The 18,201-nt window shown below is 44.1% G+C and carries 14 protein-coding genes and 4 tRNA genes; 7 read left to right on the forward strand and 11 right to left on the reverse strand.

Annotation, left to right across the window (positions count from 1 at the left end; genetic code table 11):
* Positions 1-145: 145 nt before the first annotated feature.
* Positions 146-934 carry a thioredoxin domain-containing protein gene (locus BIW15_RS23430; protein ID WP_077281706.1) on the reverse strand — a complete coding sequence of 263 codons (789 nt, stop codon included), beginning with the start codon at positions 932-934 and terminating at the stop codon, positions 146-148.
* A 443-nt stretch (positions 935-1,377) separates the two neighbouring features.
* On the opposite strand from BIW15_RS23430, the gene BIW15_RS23435 reads away from it, so the two are divergent.
* Together BIW15_RS23435 and BIW15_RS23440 are read left to right on the forward strand one after the other, a co-directional pair.
* Entirely contained in the window at positions 1,378-2,310 is a 933-nt protein-coding gene (locus BIW15_RS23435) for a CHAD domain-containing protein (RefSeq protein WP_077281707.1), read from the forward strand.
* A 97-nt stretch (positions 2,311-2,407) separates the two neighbouring features.
* Positions 2,408-3,196 (forward strand): lipase, encoded by a 789-nt coding sequence (locus BIW15_RS23440; RefSeq protein WP_005486315.1) that lies wholly within the window; start codon positions 2,408-2,410, stop codon positions 3,194-3,196.
* 62 nt (positions 3,197-3,258) lie between these two features.
* Here the strand turns inward: BIW15_RS23440 and BIW15_RS23445 are convergent, their stop codons facing one another.
* The 4 genes from BIW15_RS23445 to BIW15_RS23460 form a co-directional block, all read right to left on the reverse strand.
* Positions 3,259-3,513, reverse strand: a complete 255-nt coding sequence (locus BIW15_RS23445) for a hypothetical protein (protein ID WP_017447496.1) — start codon at positions 3,511-3,513, stop codon at positions 3,259-3,261.
* A gap of 130 nt (positions 3,514-3,643) precedes the next feature.
* Positions 3,644-5,167 (reverse strand): alpha-amylase, encoded by a 1,524-nt coding sequence (amyS, locus tag BIW15_RS23450; RefSeq protein WP_029845325.1) that lies wholly within the window; start codon positions 5,165-5,167, stop codon positions 3,644-3,646.
* Positions 5,168-5,506: 339 nt separating this feature from the next.
* Positions 5,507-5,580 (reverse strand) — tRNA-Cys (locus BIW15_RS23455).
* A 73-nt stretch (positions 5,581-5,653) separates the two neighbouring features.
* Positions 5,654-5,740: transfer RNA gene (locus tag BIW15_RS23460), tRNA-Leu, on the reverse strand.
* Positions 5,741-6,280: 540 nt separating this feature from the next.
* Here BIW15_RS23460 and BIW15_RS23465 point away from each other — a divergent pair.
* From BIW15_RS23465 to BIW15_RS23485, 4 genes are all read left to right on the forward strand, one after another.
* Positions 6,281-7,912 (forward strand): methyl-accepting chemotaxis protein, encoded by a 1,632-nt coding sequence (locus BIW15_RS23465; RefSeq protein WP_020837920.1) that lies wholly within the window; start codon positions 6,281-6,283, stop codon positions 7,910-7,912.
* A 112-nt stretch (positions 7,913-8,024) separates the two neighbouring features.
* On the forward strand, positions 8,025-9,254 hold the full coding sequence (alr, locus tag BIW15_RS23470) for an alanine racemase (protein WP_077281708.1): 1,230 nt from the start codon (positions 8,025-8,027) through the stop codon (positions 9,252-9,254).
* Positions 9,255-9,494: 240 nt separating this feature from the next.
* Positions 9,495-10,226 carry an AzlC family ABC transporter permease gene (locus BIW15_RS23480; protein ID WP_005480275.1) on the forward strand — a complete coding sequence of 244 codons (732 nt, stop codon included), beginning with the start codon at positions 9,495-9,497 and terminating at the stop codon, positions 10,224-10,226.
* Positions 10,223-10,531, forward strand: coding sequence for an AzlD family protein (locus BIW15_RS23485; RefSeq protein WP_005460963.1), 309 nt, complete (start codon positions 10,223-10,225; stop codon positions 10,529-10,531). The genes BIW15_RS23480 and BIW15_RS23485 overlap by 4 nt, the downstream gene beginning before the upstream one ends.
* Before the next feature lie 168 nt (positions 10,532-10,699).
* Here BIW15_RS23485 and dld read toward each other — a convergent pair whose 3' ends face one another.
* The 6 genes from dld to BIW15_RS23515 form a co-directional block, all read right to left on the reverse strand.
* Positions 10,700-12,406, reverse strand: a complete 1,707-nt coding sequence (dld, locus tag BIW15_RS23490) for a D-lactate dehydrogenase (RefSeq protein ID WP_077281709.1) — start codon at positions 12,404-12,406, stop codon at positions 10,700-10,702.
* 385 nt (positions 12,407-12,791) lie between these two features.
* The gene (locus BIW15_RS23495) at positions 12,792-13,694 is read right to left on the reverse strand and encodes a LysR family transcriptional regulator (RefSeq protein ID WP_029842136.1); all 903 of its coding nucleotides are present in this window, start codon (positions 13,692-13,694) and stop codon (positions 12,792-12,794) included.
* A gap of 221 nt (positions 13,695-13,915) precedes the next feature.
* Positions 13,916-13,991, reverse strand: a tRNA-Gly gene (locus BIW15_RS23500).
* Between the two features lie 3 nt (positions 13,992-13,994).
* Positions 13,995-14,068: transfer RNA gene (locus BIW15_RS23505), tRNA-Cys, on the reverse strand.
* Between the two features lie 222 nt (positions 14,069-14,290).
* Positions 14,291-15,745 (reverse strand): ATPase RavA stimulator ViaA, encoded by a 1,455-nt coding sequence (viaA, locus tag BIW15_RS23510; RefSeq protein ID WP_005463855.1) that lies wholly within the window; start codon positions 15,743-15,745, stop codon positions 14,291-14,293.
* Positions 15,746-15,754: 9 nt separating this feature from the next.
* The gene (locus tag BIW15_RS23515) at positions 15,755-17,416 is read right to left on the reverse strand and encodes an ATPase RavA domain-containing protein (RefSeq protein ID WP_005480265.1); all 1,662 of its coding nucleotides are present in this window, start codon (positions 17,414-17,416) and stop codon (positions 15,755-15,757) included.
* A gap of 269 nt (positions 17,417-17,685) precedes the next feature.
* Here BIW15_RS23515 and BIW15_RS23520 point away from each other — a divergent pair, with 269 nt between their 5' ends.
* Entirely contained in the window at positions 17,686-18,201 is a 516-nt protein-coding gene (locus BIW15_RS23520; RefSeq protein WP_023585094.1) for an NUDIX hydrolase, read from the forward strand.

The raw sequence follows: 18,201 nt of genomic DNA on the forward strand, positions 1-18,201 counted from the left end.
GTGTGGTTTCAATTCACCAGAACAACTATAAATATCGACACCTAATATCAATATATAAAGACAAGCTCTAAATTAATAAACTGGTTAATTTAGATAAAATAAAAGGCAACTAACATTAGTTGCCTTTTATTCAATATGAAAAATATTATTTTGCTTTATCGCTATTCGATAACTGCTCTAATAGCGATTCAAACACTGCATACCTCTGCGCGCCCACTACTATCTGTGGTTCTACAAGTTGATCGTTTTCGACGCGACCAATTAAGAAACTTGGCGTACCACGAATGCCCAAGGATTTTCCTAACGTCAAATCTTGTTCAACTTTGTTAGCAATTGATTGATCTTTCATGCACTTATTGAACTCTTCCAAGTTCAACGATAAATCTGTGGCTGCTTTTTGATAGAGTTCGTCTCCTAAGTCTTTGACATTGCTAAACAGCATATCTCGCATTGGCCAGTAGGAATTTTGGTGAAGACTACACGTAGCTGCGATCGCAGCCCCCATGGCTTTCGCGTGAAAACTCAACGGGAAATCGCGTGCAATATATTGCACTTTACCAGTATCAATATAATTTTCTTTTATCTGTTTAAAAGCACTGTCTGTAAATCGTTTACAATAAGGACATTGAAAATCAGAAAATTCAATAATAGCAATTTTTGCGTCTTTACTTCCCAGAAGTGGCAATGTGCCATCTTCAGTAAAGTTAGGTTGATTCGGCAAAGTCGGTGGCTCTTTTTTGGGTGGGTGCAATGCCAAATCTTTCATTTCTTTCACTTCATTTTCTATCTTTCCTACTTCTTTTGTTAGTTGACTGATCTCTTGTTTTAATGACTCAATTTCTGATTTTAGCTTATCGTTATCATCCGACTGACAACCCGTTAAAAACTGCAGTAATACCAACGGTATGACGATTCTTACTGTTTGTATAAACATCTCACGCCCTCACTATGAAATAGTACGAATATAAATTCGCACTTTACTTATCCCTATTAAAAGATTTGCTGAGATGTCATTGACAGAATATGCCTGTTAAGTGATTAGAGAAAATTTAAACTATCAGTAATAACAACAAGCTACAGATTTCCATCTAATCTGAGTATTAATAAATTCCGAATAACTATTAACACTGACGATAAGACAGCAATTTCTTTCAAGTTGGTAAAAAGTATTGTAAAGGAGTCGATATAAGTCAATTCGGTTAATAATATGGTTATAAAAAATAGTCATATTATGCTTATATAAAATGACTATCGGCTAACGACATGTATTTAAAACAATTAATTTATTGCTTGGTAAGATTTCGATTTATTTGAACGACTTTTATGTCTATGCAATATCAACCTCTACACTTAGTCTAAGTATGTTGGAGGAAAACCATGAGCGCCCCACCAAAATCTTCAAGTCGATTGCCACTGCATCTCGATTCCGAACTCTGCTTTGTATTGCCTGATTCCCTTGCGAGAGAGTTTGAGTATGCTCGTTCGTTAGAGCAAGGGATCATGGATAACCTTCACCCTGAATTTACGCATCAATATCGCGTCACGTTACGGCGCATGCGCTCTTTATGCGTATTACTCAGCGAAGTGATTTCCTGTTTTGAGTTAGCCATCCTCAAGCCTCATTTAAAGACATTAATGAAACAAACGAACTTATTGCGAGACCTAGATGTGTTCACTTTAGACACCAACCAGTATCTTGCGATGTTGCCAGAACAGCATTCATCATTAACGCGCATTTTCGCGGATATTGATGCCATGAAGAATGCTGAACAAGTGCGCGTAGCAAGTTGGTTGGCATCACTTGCTTACCAAGCGCATTGCGCTGTGGTTCGAAACAGCCTTGAGCGAACTAAACAATACGACTTGCTAAAAAACGACATTGAATTAGTGACGTTCGCAAATCAAAAGATTGCCGACCAGTTTAGAAAAGTAAATAACTCACAAAGAAAAATCTCGCCCGCGAGTAAAGACGATGTTATTCACACATTACGCATTAAATGCAAAGCTCTGCGCTACCTGCTGGAGTGCTTCTCTGCTCTCTATCCCGCACAACAACACAAAGAAAACGTGAAGCAACTTAAGCTACTTCAAGACAAGCTCGGCAACTTCAACGACACTTCGACTCAAATTGCGTTTTTCACCCAGCTCCGCAAAGACAAACGCTACAACAAACCAGATTGCCAAGTACTCAAATCTCTGATTAAGGAAATAAAACAGGCTCATGAGCAATCTCGGCAATCTACCTTACGTCGTCTAAAAAGTTTTGATTCATTTATCAATGACGCTTCAACGTTAGAGATTTACCGTTAACCGCGAGGATTGAACCAATAAACATTCTGCTGATGTTCACGTGTTCTTCACACTCGCTCACTAGAGTATAAGGTTGGACAGTTTTAAGTAAGACAACGTGAAACCACTAAAACGATACCAATACGAACGCTACGCCGTACTGTGCAACCTCGCGTATCCAAGAGTCTTTAAACAAACACGTTATGGCTTCGATCCGAATGGTCAGCGAGTCATCCGAAACGAACACGGCAAGATTATGATTCGCGTACTGTGGAGCAAAAACCGCGATGAAGTCGTGGTCGTTATTAAAGGTTCTCACAGCATTACCGATTGGTTGCTCAACTTTGCAATGTGGACACGAAGCTGCCGTCGATTAGGTCTCAACTACCGTATTCACGCAGGGTTTTATCACCTATTGTTCCAAGAAAGTTTACCTAGTAGAAACGAAGACCGCTTAGGTTTGAGCGTGATAGAACGGCTAGAAGCAACCGTTGTCCCGCTTATTCTGCAAGGCAAGCGCATTTCGGTGACAGGCCACTCTTCTGGTGGTGCAATTGGTAGCGTGTTTGCGGATTACATAGAAAAGAAGTATCCGAAAAGCATCAAGCGCGTTGTGACTTTCGGGCAGCCCGCCATTGGTGACTGGACGTTCAAACGCCGCTATCGTCTGGCGCATAAAACCTACCGAATTTGTTGTGATATCGATATTGTGACGTTCATGCCTCCGGTGCCTTTTCTTTACTGGCACGTCGGAAAAATGCTGTGGCTGTACAATGGCAGAATTTATGAGAACACGCCAACACTCATTCGCCTCGGGCGTTCACTGTTTAGTTGGCTGATTCGTCCGTTTTCTTACCATTTAATGAGTAAGTACATCCGAAACAAAGACTTTTTCGATGAACGTTGACTGAAAAACCAAACGATAGACATAAAAAAGCCGGACTGATCCGGCTTTTTCTAAGATTTGAATTACAGTGAAGCAATTTCTTTCTCAAGTTGATATTTGCTGTCGGTGACGATTCTCTCTAGCACTTCAACGCGTCGTTTTAACTCGCTAATTTGCTTTTTGAGGCTTTCTTGCTCTTCTTGGCTCATCGTATTTCGCTCAGAAATCTCTAACGCTCGAACTTCTTTACGATGATTTAAGATCAACTTGACGATCCCGCCTCCAAAAATGGCACCAAACACAATGGCGACAACCAATACATCAGCAATAGATTCCATTCTTTATATTCCTCTAGATAATGCTCAAATATAAGTTACGCATTTGTTACATGAATATCAAATAACACCTTGATTAAATGTAATGTTTCATTGAAATTTGCATGTTCTGTATCAAAATCACAGGACGACGTTACTTAACGCCCACCCAAACCGAGACTGAACCACCATTGACAGGAAATTCTGCCCAGCCATTGGCATCGGTCCAAACATCTTCAGTTCGGATACCCAGCTTGTCGACATAGCGCGTGCTTGGCTTACCGGTATACATCCATTTTGTTCCGCCCGGTCCATCACTCATGATCACCGCCATTGAGTTTGGATGTTCAGCATCGCCCTCTCGAGTCCAGCCAATCACATCCCAATGGTCGAGATAAGAATTCTGTTTGCCATACGCATACTCTTTACGCAGTGTTACAAGTTCTTCAATGTAAGGCACTTTGGCCATATTAATGTTGTAGCCTTTGTCGCTGTACTGCGCACCGTAATAATCTGCGTAGAACACCGATGGATAACCTTCTTCACGCAATAAAATGAATGCGTAAGCAAGAGGCTTGAACCACCAATCTACTGTCGACTCTAACGCCTGCAGTGGCTGCGTATCGTGGTTTTCTACGAGAGTCACTGCTTTGACTGGGTTGTCCTTCATTAACGTGCCATTCATGATTTGGCGCATATCGTAATTGCCGCCAGATTTTGACGCGTTGTAGAAGTTCATGTGAAGCGGCGCATCGAACAACGACATACTGCCAGAGGTCTTATTAATAAAGTTGTGCAGTTGATTTACGTCGTAATTCCAATACTCACCAACGGTGAAAAGCTCTTTGCCTGTTTTCCAACGTAAATGATCAATCCACTCTTGTAGATACTGATATTTAATGTGCTTAACGGCATCCATTCTAAAGCCATCAACGCCGGTCATGTTGATGTACCACTCACCCCAATCTTTCAGCTCTTGTTTAACTTCTGGGTGATCCATGTCTAAATCGGCGTACATTAGGTAGTCGTAATTGCCTTTTTCAGAGCTGACTTCCCAATCCCAAGCTTTTCCTTCGCCTTTGAATTTAAAGATCGCTTTTTCTTTGCCGGCATCATCCCAGTCAACACCGTCAAAGTGATACCAAGTCCAATGGAAGTTTGAGTATTTGTCGTTGCGGCCAGGAAAATTAAACTCAACCCAAGCTTCAATCCATTTGTCGCCCAGTTCAATGTTACGGTTGTCCCAATCAACGCGCTTGGTATCGACCCACGACTTCCCATCTGCGCCACCTCGGTGGTTAAACACAACATCGCCGTAGATTTGGATATTGTTGTTGTGCGCGGCATTGATTGCAGAGATGTACTGAGCCTTGGTGCCGTATTTGGTTCGTACTGAGCCTTTTTGATCAAACTCTCCTAAATCGTACATATCATAGACGCCATAACCGACGTCATTACTGCCGCCCGCGCCTTTGTATGCGGGCGGTAGCCAGAGCGCTGTAAAACCGTTTTCAGCGAGCGCTGGTGCATTGCTTTCAACCTGCGTCCATAATGCGCCATCATTAGGTACGTACCAATGAAAGTACTGCATCATGGTGCCATTTTGCCCGGCAAAGGCAGGAGCACTGAGCAGCAAGGTTAGCGGTAAAAAAGTGCGTTTTAATTTGAATGTTTTCATTATTTTTCTCTCACGTTAAAGGACTAAAACCCGCTTTCTGACCTACCAGGCAGCTGCGATAGCAACACATAAAACTTGCTAACGTATTGTCTGTAAGACAGAAAGTTCGGATTACAATCGAAGAGAAATTAACACCAATCTACCCATACAATTATTGAGTTGATTAACATTTATAAAATCAATAATTAGCATGTGTAAAATATTGAATGACGATCAAATGAGTTTGGTGATACGGATATGAATGAAACAAGGCGAAGAGAAGAGAAGAGAAGAGAAGAAGCGATTTGCGGGTGCTATAAACGAGAAAAGCCAGTCATAAGAGACTGGCTTTCGAAATAATGGAGGCGCGTCCCGGAGTCGAACCGAGGTCCACGGATTTGCAATCCGCTGCATAGCCACTCTGCCAACGCGCCTTACCTGATTGTTTTCTCATTGTCATGAGAACGATGCTTTAAAACTGAATCTGAAATCCATACATCGTTTTGATGGTGCCCCGGGCCGGACTTGAACCGGCACAGCGCGAACGCCGAGGGATTTTAAATCCCTTGTGTCTACCAATTCCACCACCAGGGCAACGCAAATCTTTGCGATGGTAACACCATCTCTCAGCGACCTGTGCCGTGAGAACGAGGCGTACTTTAACGGATTAATTTATCTGGTCAACAATAAATTTTACCTTTTTGATTCAAACGATTAAAAAGCACGCTAACAAGTTTAATTGACGATCAATCAGCACACATTTTCGTCACCAAATGAGTAAAACAATAAGTTCAGCAAGCGTCGCATCGCACTCTGCTCTTATCATATCCATGCACAACCATTCCGGTACTTCCCTCACCTTTTGTGCATTAAGCACATCGTTAACACCCCGTAAAAATGGAAGCATCCTTTCATTTTCAACAATTTGTTACACGTAAATGCATAAAACGCCTGGTCTTACCATTATAAAACCATTGACATAATTTATTTTTTTGAAAAGCTCAATGCGTTATCGAAAATCGTTTCGATTAATGATACTTTAAATGTGTTGCAGTAATTTAATGGATCAATATCACATATAAGGACGTGGTTTACTTTGACGACACTGCATAAAAAAAACAAGGTATATCACCAATGTCTATCAGAAACCTATCTATTGCGAAGAAAATTTCGCTCTCTTTTTTACTGATTGCGCTTATTAATATTGTATTTGGCGTGTTTTTGTCTACAGAGCTCAAAGAAATCAAATCTGAGCTTTTAAACTATACTGATGACACTCTTCCAGCAATGGAAAGAGTGGATGCGATCCGAGATGATCTTTCTCACTGGCGTCGCTCTCAATTTGCTACTTACACCTATAAGGACGCAGATAAGATCAGAAACAAAATCGCAAGTAACATCCGTGAACGCGAAAAGATCAGCAAAGAACTTGAAGCTTACGGCTCAACCATTTGGCCAGGTGAAGAACAACAAACGTTCCAACGCCTAATGCGTCAATGGAAACAGTACTTGGTTACTATGGACCAATACAATGAGTCGATGTTAGCAGGCAACAAAACCGAAGCGCTCGCTGTTCTATCTAACTCTTTAAACGACTTCGAAGCCGTCGATTCTGATCTAAACGAGCTAATCCGCTTGTTGAAAGTCGCAATGGACAGCAACAAAAATCACATCCTTTCTTCAGTGAACGGTTTGAGCAACTCATCCATCGCGAGCAACGTGACCATTCTAGTGATCATGATTGTTATGACGCTTGTTCTAACGCGTTTGATTTGTGGCCCACTACAACTTGTTGTGGAACAAGCAAACTCGATTGCAAAAGGTGACCTTTCTAAAGACATCGATCGTAAATTGATTGGTAACGATGAACTGGGCGAGTTGGCAGATGCAACGACTAAGATGCAAAACGACCTACGCCAAGTTATCGACAACGTTATTGCCGCTGTAACGCAATTGAGCAGTGCAGTAGAAGAGATGAACCAAATCTCTGAGCTTTCTGCTTCTGGCATGAAAGACCAACAGCTACAAATCACGCACGTTGCAACAGCAATGACGGAAATGAAAGCTGCGGTAGCCGACGTTGCACGCAACACGGAAGAGTCAGCGAGCCAAGCAAACGATGCGAACCACCGTACACAACTTGGTGTGCGTGAAACACAAAGCATGGTTGATGCGATTGGTGAAGTAGCAAATGTTATCGGCGCTGCTGGTGATACAGTTTCAGAGCTTGAACAGCAATCGAACCAAATCAACGTTGTGGTTGATGTTATCCGTGATATCGCAGATCAAACCAACTTGCTTGCGCTTAACGCCGCTATTGAAGCAGCGCGCGCTGGTGAATCGGGCCGTGGCTTTGCAGTTGTAGCGGACGAAGTTCGTACTCTTGCTGGCCGTACTCAAGATTCAACAAGTGAAATCACAGCGATCATCGAGCAGCTACAATCCCTAGCGAAAGACGCGAAATCAGCGACTGAGCTTTCTCGCACAAGCATTGCCGAGTGCGCTGACCAAGGCATTCAGTCAAAACAACTGATGAACGACATCGAACATGCGATTTCTGATATCTCAGACATGGGCAGTCAAATCGCAACGGCATGTAACCAGCAAGACTCAGTAGCTGAGGAACTAAGCCGTAGCATCGAAAACATCCACCTTGCGTCTCAAGAGGTCGCGCAAGGTTCAGAGCAAACTGCACAAGCTTGCCGCGAACTGAGCCAGCTATCCGTATCTCTTCAAGATGTAATGAGCCGCTTTAAGCTAAACTAAAACGACTCAACAAAAACGCTCCAAACTCCGCAGTTTGGGGCGTTTTGTTTTTCTGGCGTACATTCCCTCGTACGCTTTCCTTTAACAATAAAAAAACGCGTATGGAGGTTTTATGCGCCTTAAGAAAACTCTTCTTTCTATTGCCATTGCTGCAGCAACGTTCACCCCTGCTATGCATTCAATCGCAGCTCCACTCCAGCTTCAAACGACGTTAGACCAAGAGAGTCAAATTCAATCATCCAACACTTGGCTAGAAATCGATTTAGGTCAGTTTAAGCAAAACATCGAACAGTTTAAGTCACACATGAGTGACCAGACTAAAATCTGTGCGGTGATGAAAGCTGACGCCTATGGCAACGGTATCGCAGGCTTAATGCCAACTATCATAGAACAGCAAATTCCTTGCGTAGCGATCGCAAGTAATGCAGAAGCACAAGTCGTGCGCGACAGCGGCTTTAAAGGTCAATTAATGCGTGTTCGCTCAGCAGAGATTGGCGAAATTGAAGGTGCACTTGGTCTTAATGTTGAAGAGCTAATCGGCACGTTTGATCAAGCAAAGGCGATCGCTGCACTCTCTAAAAAAGCAAACAAGGCAGTCAAAGTTCACCTTGCGCTTAACGACGGCGGTATGGGTCGTAACGGCATTGATATGACGACAGAAAACGGCAAAAAAGAAGCCCTTGCGATTGCTAAGCAATCTGGCGTTGAGATTGTCGGTATCATGACGCACTTCCCGAATTACAATGCAGAAGAAGTACGCGCGAAACTTGGCTCATTCAAAGAAAGCTCGGCATGGCTAATTGAAGAAGCGGATCTAAAACGCGAAAACATTCTTCTGCACGTAGCAAACTCGTACACAGCGCTTAACGTACCAGAAGCTCAACTTGATATGGTTCGTCCTGGTGGTGTGCTTTACGGTGATCTACCAACTAACCTTGAATACCCTTCTATCGTGTCTTTCAAAACACGCGTAGCATCACTGCACCACCTACCGAAAAACAGCACTGTGGGTTACGACAGCAGCTTTACAACCACTAAAGAAAGCGTAATGGCGAACCTTCCTGTCGGTTACTCTGACGGTTACCCAAGAAAAATGGGTAATACGGCAGACGTGCTGATCAATGGTCAACGTGCAAAAGTGGTTGGCGTAACGTCAATGAATACAACAATGATCGACGTTTCAGATATCAAAGGCGTGAAGCCGGGTTCTGAGGTCGTTCTGTTCGGCAACCAAAAATCTCAAACCATCAATGCCGCAGAAATCGAGAAGAACGCCGACGTGATCTTCCCAGAACTTTACACCATTTGGGGCACATCAAACCCTCGCGTGTACGTGAAGTAGTCTTACGACTTCCTTTTTAAACACTTCCTAACTCAAAGCGAGCTTCGTGCTCGCTTTCTTTTTTCGCTCAATAAAACCTGAAATACCGAGAACGTTAATGTCATCTTGTTGTCTGCGACGAAAACCACATTCTGGTTGTGTTTGAAAGCCCATCCAATTGATGTTAAACATGCAGTTTACAAAATCACAACAATACCCATTTGGGGCTTCTCCCGACTTTGCTGCCGGCTAGGTACATTTATGACAGAAAATACATCCTCTTTTCCTCGATCTTCTGGGGAGCTACATGAGTTCACTCGGGCTGACGTCTGGGGCGGATTTACTCAGCTTTTACCGCTTTCCTTTTTTGTGGTGGTCTTTGGCCTCGCCTTTGGGGTTGCTGCGGTGCAAACCGGCTTAGACGCCTTTCCGACTCTTTTAATGAGCACGCTCGTCTTTGCTGGTGCGTCTCAGTTTGCCACGTTAGAAATGTGGGGAGCTGAAGTACCACTTGTACCGGTTTTGATTACTGTGTTTGCCATCAATGCTCGCCACCTTCTGATGGGTGCGACGCTCTACCCTTGGCTGAGACAGCTACCGCCACATAAGCGCTATGGAATTATGTTACTTGCCTCCGATGCGAACTGGGCAATGGCGATGAACGCATTTGGCAAAAAAGAGCCTGGGTTTGGTTTGTTGGTCGGCGGAGGGCTTGCGCTTTGGGGCTTCTGGATTGTCGGCACGTGGATGGGGATCTACTTTGGTGGAGCCATCAAAGATCCAGTCAGTCTTGGCCTTGATATGGTCATGGGTTGCTTTTTACTTTCTATGGTTGCAGGCGGTCCTAAAAATCTGCGTATCTTCGCGATTTGGGGCATGGCAGCAGCTTCATCACTGATGGCTTACTGGTATTTGCCAGAAAACAGCCATGTCGTTGTCGGCGCAATCGCTGGCGGTATTTTAGGTGCTTGTTGGAAGGAGAAAAAAGCATGAACATTGAAACAAGCTTAGGCGGCACGCTGTTTATCATTATCGCAATGGGATTGGTAACTCTGGCAACTCGCTGGGGCGGCGTTTATGTGATGTCATTCATTCCGATTAGCGAACGCGTGCAACGTTTTATCACCGCTATGTCAGGGTCTGTACTGATTGCCCTCTTAGCGCCTCTCGCCGTCGAAGGTGACAACGGTGCGAGAGCCGCGCTATTTTCAACCGCTGTGGTGATGTTTATCGTTAAAAAACCGCTTCCTGCTATTGCTGCTGGCATTATCGCTGCCGCCGCAGTGCGTGCTTTCTAAAACTGGGTTTTAAATCGCGTCAAAGGCTCAGAAAAGCCATATTCATCAAAATCACGATTCATAAACACCAAAGCCCTGCTGACTCTAATGTCGTCAGCAGGGCTTTTTCTTCATGTTTGATGAATCTCAGATATATAAGCCTAAGACTCTAGTGATCAAAACAAGGGCTTAAGCACAGCAGTTACAATTGCGCTTATATTTGTCCATTTTACCGATGCCCGGGTTAAAGGTATTGGTTGGATCAAGCTCGTGGTAGAACTTCTGTAATGAGTTTTCTGCTTCGTACAAATGACCCACATTGTGTTCAGCTGGGTATTTCGCACCACGACTATTGAGGTGCTCTAACATCAGCTTCTTCATCAATTTGGTATCTGTACCTTTTTTGAAGATGTAATCCTGATGGAAGACGTAACACATGAAGTGCCCGTAATAGAGCGACTGAACCAGATTTTTGCTCACCTCTTCAGGCAAAGTTTCCAACCACTCTTCATCATTTCTGCGCAATGCGATATCGAGCGCAACAATGTCTTCAACCTCGTTGCGATGAATCGTTTCGTAGCGAATCGCAGCCCCAGCCGCCGCAAAACGATGTAAGTAAGCTTTTTTACCTTCATCTGGCGTACATTCGAAGAAATCGCAGTCATCTTCAACAGCCCATACTTCTTTCAGGTATTTTTGTGCCTCTTCAATTCCGCCATCACTCATTTTTAGCACTAAATGATGCTCGTATTTATCGCGAAATTCCAGCATTCGTTCAGGCAAATGCTGCGGGAACAATTTGCTTGCGTAGTACAAAATGGTGTCTGGCAAATATTTGCTGACAAATGGCACTCGCTCTAAAAAGTTCTCTACTTTTGCTTTCAATGCGAACATCTTAGGCAGTTTGTCCGTACCCAATAAGTCGATCGATAAAAACACGTCTTTGCCGTATCTCTCTGCCATATTGAAGATATCGCGATGCAGATACTCCCCCATTTCAGGCAGGTTATCGAATTGAGTCAGAAAATCTTTTCTCAATTTGGTTAACTTGTTTGCGTCGTTCGTACCCAAGTAAAACACTTGCTCTTTGCTTGGCACTGGATAGCTATCAACACGCACTGCAAACACGCCCAATTTGCCCGCACAACCGCTCGCTTCAAACAAGCGACGCTCGTCTGCATTAAAACGTGAAGGGATGTCAGACGTCACGTCACGTACTCGTTCATCATATTCTTTGTCTGATGCCATGCGATCATCGTGAACAATCTTGCTTGGGTCGAAATTGCCCTCTTGCAGGTTGTGAAGAATTTCTTCCGGCGTCTCACCCAAGCCATCAATACCAAGGTGATTTACTAGATGGAGGTTGCCCTGCTTATCGACCTGCGCGTAGATGGCAAGCTCAGTATATGCTGGGCCGCGTTTCACTAACGCACCGCCTGAGTTATTGGCAATGCCACCGACAACCGTCGCTCCTAGCGATGAAGATCCAATAATAGAATGCGGCGCGCGGTTAACGGCTCTGAGTTCTTTTTCTAGTGAATGTAGACTTGCACCGGGTAAGCACACCGCCTGTTTGCCACCATCCAGCAGGTGAATTTTTTTGATTTTGGTAATGTTGATCACCACGACATCGCGGTCATAGTCGCTACCACTTGGTGCAGAGCCTTCTGTGAGACCTGTTTTCGCAGCCTGCATGATGATGATGCAGTTCGCCTCGACACACTGTTTAATGATCTTCCATTGTTCTAACAAAGTGTTAGGAAACACGACGGCAAGCGCTGTACCACTACCAGAGCGAAAACCTGAGCGGTAGTATTTGGTTTTAACCTGATCGGTCAGGACATTCTCTTCCCCGACTATCGTTTTAAATTCTTCTATCAGCTGCTTTTGTTTCATATCCGTATCTCTAGTTATTTTGCATCACTCACATCCAACCGAACACGGTGTGGATTTGAGTTTGGCTCACTATAAGCAGTCAATTTCCCTGCGTCCATCAAGGTCGAGCGTACAAACCTTAACCAGCACTCACATAGCGTAATTAATCTGTTGTTTTTCTGTAACTTAGCGTTCACAAACCAACATTAGAACGAAAGAAACAGATCGTTTCCAAAAAGAAACAATAACAAAACCATTCTTTAACAGGTGTGCGCAACGTCTTGTTATCAAAGTAAGTGATGAGGGAGTAACACCGTGTAAGTGGCTAAATTGGATAAATTATTTAAGAGAAAAGGTGGAAACAAAACCACAACACCAAAGTAACCAATGGCGTTGTAGACTTGATTTAAAATCGATGATTTTGACTTTGGAAGCTGTTGTATAGGTGATCAATGAAGATCTTAATCTTCTCGGGTTGTTGCCTTGTGTATGGGTAGACAGCGTAGATACCCAAGCATTTCGCCGTTTCTTCTTTGAACAACTGGATCAAGCTGCCCTGCTTTAAATCTTCATACACCAATACACGAGGTACGTAGATAACACCTTGCCCTAACAGCGCGACATTTCGTAACGCGGAAGAGTTGTTGGTGCATAAGTTGCCATCAACGGTAACTTGGTACGTCTTATCGTCGGATTTAAACGCCCACTCACGCGCGCCAGTCTCCTGATAGGAGTAAACCAAACAGTTATGCTTAGTAAGTTCGCTCGGCTGCTTTGGAATGCCATGCTTGGCAAGATACTTGGGAGACGCACACACCACCCAGTTTGCATCCACCAGCTTTCTGGCAATAAGGCTAGAATCTGGCAACATGCCAGTACGAATGGCCAGATCGAAACGCTCATTGACGATATCGACAAATCGATTATCAAGTTCCATATCGATATTGATGTCAGGGTACTTGTCATTGAACTCCGAAATCACACCCGGAAGAATCAACTCACCAGAAATGGTAGGTACCGTGATCTTAATGTTGCCAGATAGGTTCTTCCCCAATCCAACGATCGATTCTTCGGCTGTAGCAACAGCTTTATAAACCGCTTTAGCGTGCACAAAGAAGGATTGCCCCGCCTCTGTCAACGTCAGCGTTCTCGTCGTGCGATAAAGAAGCTGAACACCTAATTCTTGCTCCAACTTCGCAATACGTTTACTAACCACCGATTTAGTGAGCTCCATGTGCCTTGCCGCACTGCTGAAGGAGCCTTGTTCGACCAAATGGTAAAAAATGATGTAATCGTCGGTGTTTCTCATGCGTCTTCGTCAAATCCTTTAGAGGCCGATATTGTAAACCGATATCAGCCGAGGCGCTAAATGTAGGGTCACAGTTACCAATGGTGATACCTACAAATCACGAGAGAGAAATAAGAATAGGATCTGTTTTCGGATATTCAGATACAAAAAAACCAGCTTCCGCTGGTTTTAAGTTGATGCTTTAAGCATCGAGATACCGCAATTGCCATATCTGAATAATTTGGAGCGACACACGAGGTTCGAACTCGTGACCTCAACCTTGGCAAGGTTGCGCTCTACCAACTGAGCTAGTGTCGCAAATGGAGGCGCGTCCCGGAGTCGAACCGAGGTCCACGGATTTGCAATCCGCTGCATAGCCACTCTGCCAACGCGCCTTTCTTTAACGCTTTAAGAGGTCTCCCCCGTTGCGTTGGTTGCTACTTTACGGATTCAGAAAAGATAGTCAAACAAAAATCTTTCATTTTCTGTTTGTTTGCTTTTTTTTAAATCAATCAGATGAAAATTCGATCCAATTGCGTATTTATTGATTCTGCCCCAAACACTTTCATCCGATAAACGAACTAAAAATAAAGCGGCGAATTCGCCGCTTTATTTGATTAACCGTTACTTACGCGCTTGAGTAAACGTCCCACAACGTTTGGATGGTAAGACCAAGTATGATCAAACATCGACATTAACGCAGGGTTTCCGTACTTAGATAAACTGATCGCATGGAAACGGTTTTTCTTCGCTTTAAGCGCATCCACTTTTGCCAACAGCTCATCTTGCTGTTTTGGCGCAATAAAATCAGAAATAACCACCATGTCGGCGTTTTTGTATTTATCTCCACTCATCAAATCGATGGATTTGATAAGCGTTGGCTCCAAATCTGTACCACCATGGAAACTGTACGTTAAGAAATCCGCCGCCTCACGCAAACCATCTTGTTTGGTGAGCTCGTAAGTAATGTGTTCAGTAGAGAAAATGATCACGTAACAATCGCGCTGTTCGGCCAGTGCAATCTGCATTAACGCATACGCCATCGCTTTTGCGCACTGCTCAGGGAAACCACTCATCGAGCCAGAGGCATCCACACAGACGATGAACGGCCCTTTTTCGATATCCACAGCTTTGTTGTCTGGACGATGCGCTTTGACTTTACGTAAAGTGCGAGATTTACCTTGCGTGCGATAGTTCATTAAACGCTTGTCGACCAGATGCTTGTAGAACACAACTTCTAGCTCAGGGTAAGCCAAAAACATGGTCTCGTTTGGCAGCAGCTTGTTGAGATCATCACTTTCATGGATACCGACGATATCATCAGTCGCTTCGTCGCTTTTTTCTTCAACCATTTGCAGCTCTTCCGCTGGTGCACGGTTTAAGTCGGGATCATTCACTTGCCCAGCCATACGGCCAAGCTGTTCTGCGATTTCTTGCAAGCCTTTGTGCTTTTTCAAAAACTCTGCATGGCGCTTCATCACCGTTAAATCGGTTTTGCTGAGTTTTGCCGAAGCCATATCCCACAAGCGCCCTACGCTTTCAGCGTCGCCAGATTCCGTCACTTTATCCATATTGCGCATGGTTTCCATACGTTGATACAGATCGTTAAGAACTTTCTCTTTGTTGGCTTCTAACTCACTTACTTGCGCCTGTTTAATTGCATCAGCAAGGCTTTGATACCATTGGTCACAGAAGTAATGCGGGAACATCGGGTTATTAACCCCTTTGTTTTTCTCCATCATGCGGCGTGCTTGCATATAAAACGCGGAGTGCCACTCAAGCTTTTTGATCACATCCTCTATGCGCTCAAAAAACTCGTCTTCATCCCAGTGAATCACTTCTTGATATAAAGCGAGCTCTTGTTGGAAACGCTCCGTCTCACATACTTTGGTGATGCGTTTCTTTACGTTGCCGCGCCATTTTAACAAATGGTTTTTCACCGACGATTTTACACCTCGGTTTTCTGCCATCATCATGACTTGAGAGCGAGCCATCAAATCATTTACAGCACTGTCGATGATGCCTGAATCCGCCACCATCAGCGCCAAGTTGAGTCCGTCTGCACCTAACATGTCGTCTCCTTAAGAGAAAAACTGATGTAAGTTTTTAAAGCGTTGAATGATCTTCTCGCTTTCACCTTGGATAGACTCAAGTCGTTGGCTCACCTGTTGCAGACTCGACTCCATAAGACGTGGTAATTCAGGATCCACAAAACTGTGTGGCAGTGCATCATGAAAGTTCGCTTTGACTTTACGCATGTGGTGCTCTGCTTCACTCAGTTGGTTTACGGCTTTTTCGCTTTGCGACAACCATTTTTGGTACAGCTCAATGTCCAAACCTTGTTGCGTTACCAAGCTCACCAAAATACCGCGGTTAGCAATATCGCGGATCACCAAGTTGTTCGCCGCATCCACATCAAAACGCAGACGACACATATTGGTGTTTTGGTTTACGTAACCGTACACATCACCTTGGCCATCTTTGATCACACGGTCCAGTTCATCTTTCGGTACATAAACCCAGCGGCTATCCCCTTTTTCCGATTCCGATACCGACATGTTGCTTTGCAAGATCACCAACTTCACTAGGTTAACGGCCGCACCCACTTTGTAGGTTTTCGCCTTCGAAGTATCGAAACGCATGGTTTCTTTGCGCAAAATACCGGTTGCTGCTTCAGAGGTCAGCGTCATGCGGTAGGTATCTTCTAGCTCATGCTGAACATCAATCAAAGACTCGCGGCAGTACTCGATTTCCTGCTCTGCGTCTTGTTGGTCAAAAGCGTGCTTGAGCGCGAATTCTTGTACCACTTCACGCACGACATCACGCGACTCAGGGCTATTCCAGAGACAGTCTTGCAATAACAACAGATCAAGAGGATTAATTTCATCACGACCATTAAAGAAAGCGCTCGCTTTCAGTAACTTAACCGCCTTTTTCCAGCGACGGTCAGACACGTACATGTCGGTATGTGCTGCGTCACCAAATTGTGCTTCCACTTTGGTTTCCAGCATCGTTTTTAGCTGGAACAGCTTTTCAAATGCATTGTCGGTGAGTGTCAGTTTGTCGAGTTGTTGCTGCCACTGGTGATACTCTTCATCGGTAATCGCCAAACCTTCCGGAATTTGCGCTTCTTGCGATGTGCCAACGGTCAGCATGGATTTGAAGTTTTGCTTATTCTGAATTCGGTTTACGAACACACGTACGAGCATTCGGTCGTACAGTGCGTCTAGGCCGCTATCCTCGTCTGGCAATTCGTTGGAAGCAGAAACCAGCAAACGCATTGGAACACGTTCAATGTCACTGCCATTTTTGAATGTTTTTTCGTTCACGACGGTCAACAGAGTGTTCAGAATCGCAGGGCCCGCTTTCCAAATCTCATCAAGGAAAACGACTTGTGCAGTAGGTAGGTAACCTTTGGTGAGTCGGACATAACGGCCGTTGTCCTTCAACTCTTGGATACTCAAAGGCCCAAACACTTCTTCTGGTGTCGAGAATCGTGTCATCAAGTATTCAAAGTAACTGCTGTTATCAAAAGCTTGGATAAGACGCTTTGCAATAAGACTCTTTGCAATACCTGGAGGACCTAAAAGAAAGACGCTCTCCCCAGCCAAAGCGGCAAGGAGACAGAGTTTGATGGTGTGTTCGCGTTCATAAACGCCATCAGTTAACGCTTTTGCAAGCTTGTTAATACGCTCGGAAAGTAGTGCTTTTTCGGCATTGGATGCAAAAGAAGGTTGGATCATACGTACTCCGGCTGCTGAACTGATGCTGTGTATTTATTTTTATACATTTGTTATCACTTTGTTACAAGTGTAATTTGTTCGAATCACCCTTATAACAGATGCTTATCTCTCTCTTTGCTGAGCAATCAAAGTTTCCATTTATGAGATATAGCTCACTGAAAGTGCAAACGCTTTCGTGGCCTTGCAACAGTTTTTGCTTTTGTTTCCCACCGTTTGTGGTTAATGTTCAAAAACGTCAAATTGCGGTCATTGCTAGGGTTTACAACTGCATGAGCAAAACAATTCATAAATGGAAGCAAATTTCTTTGGTTGAAGAAGACGTTCAGCTTCCTACTGGTCAAGTCATTTCACACACCACCATTCACCATCCAGGCGCTGCTGTAATACTGCCAATCGCTGCCAATGGCGATATAGTCTTAGTGAATCAGTTTCGACCTTCTCTCAATAAATGGCTTCTGGAGTTACCAGCAGGTACTCGTGAAGGCGAAGAAGACCCGCTCTGCTGCGCGCAACGTGAGTTGGAAGAAGAAACTGGCTTCAGCGCAGAAAAATTTACCCCACTCGGTCAAGTGACACCGCTTGCTGGGTTTTGTGATGAAATTCAGTATTTGTTTGTCGCCGAACACTTAGCCAAAACCAATCGCTACGAGTGTGACGACGATGAAGTGATTGAAGTCGTGACATTGTCACGAGAACAGCTCGAAGAAAAAATTATTGATGGCACCATTACCGATGCCAAAACCATCGCTTGCTTAAGCAAAGCTCGCCTTTGCGGATACATTTAG

Source organism: Vibrio sp. SALL6 (assembly GCF_002002385.1).
Taxonomy (GTDB): domain Bacteria; phylum Pseudomonadota; class Gammaproteobacteria; order Enterobacterales; family Vibrionaceae; genus Vibrio; species Vibrio parahaemolyticus.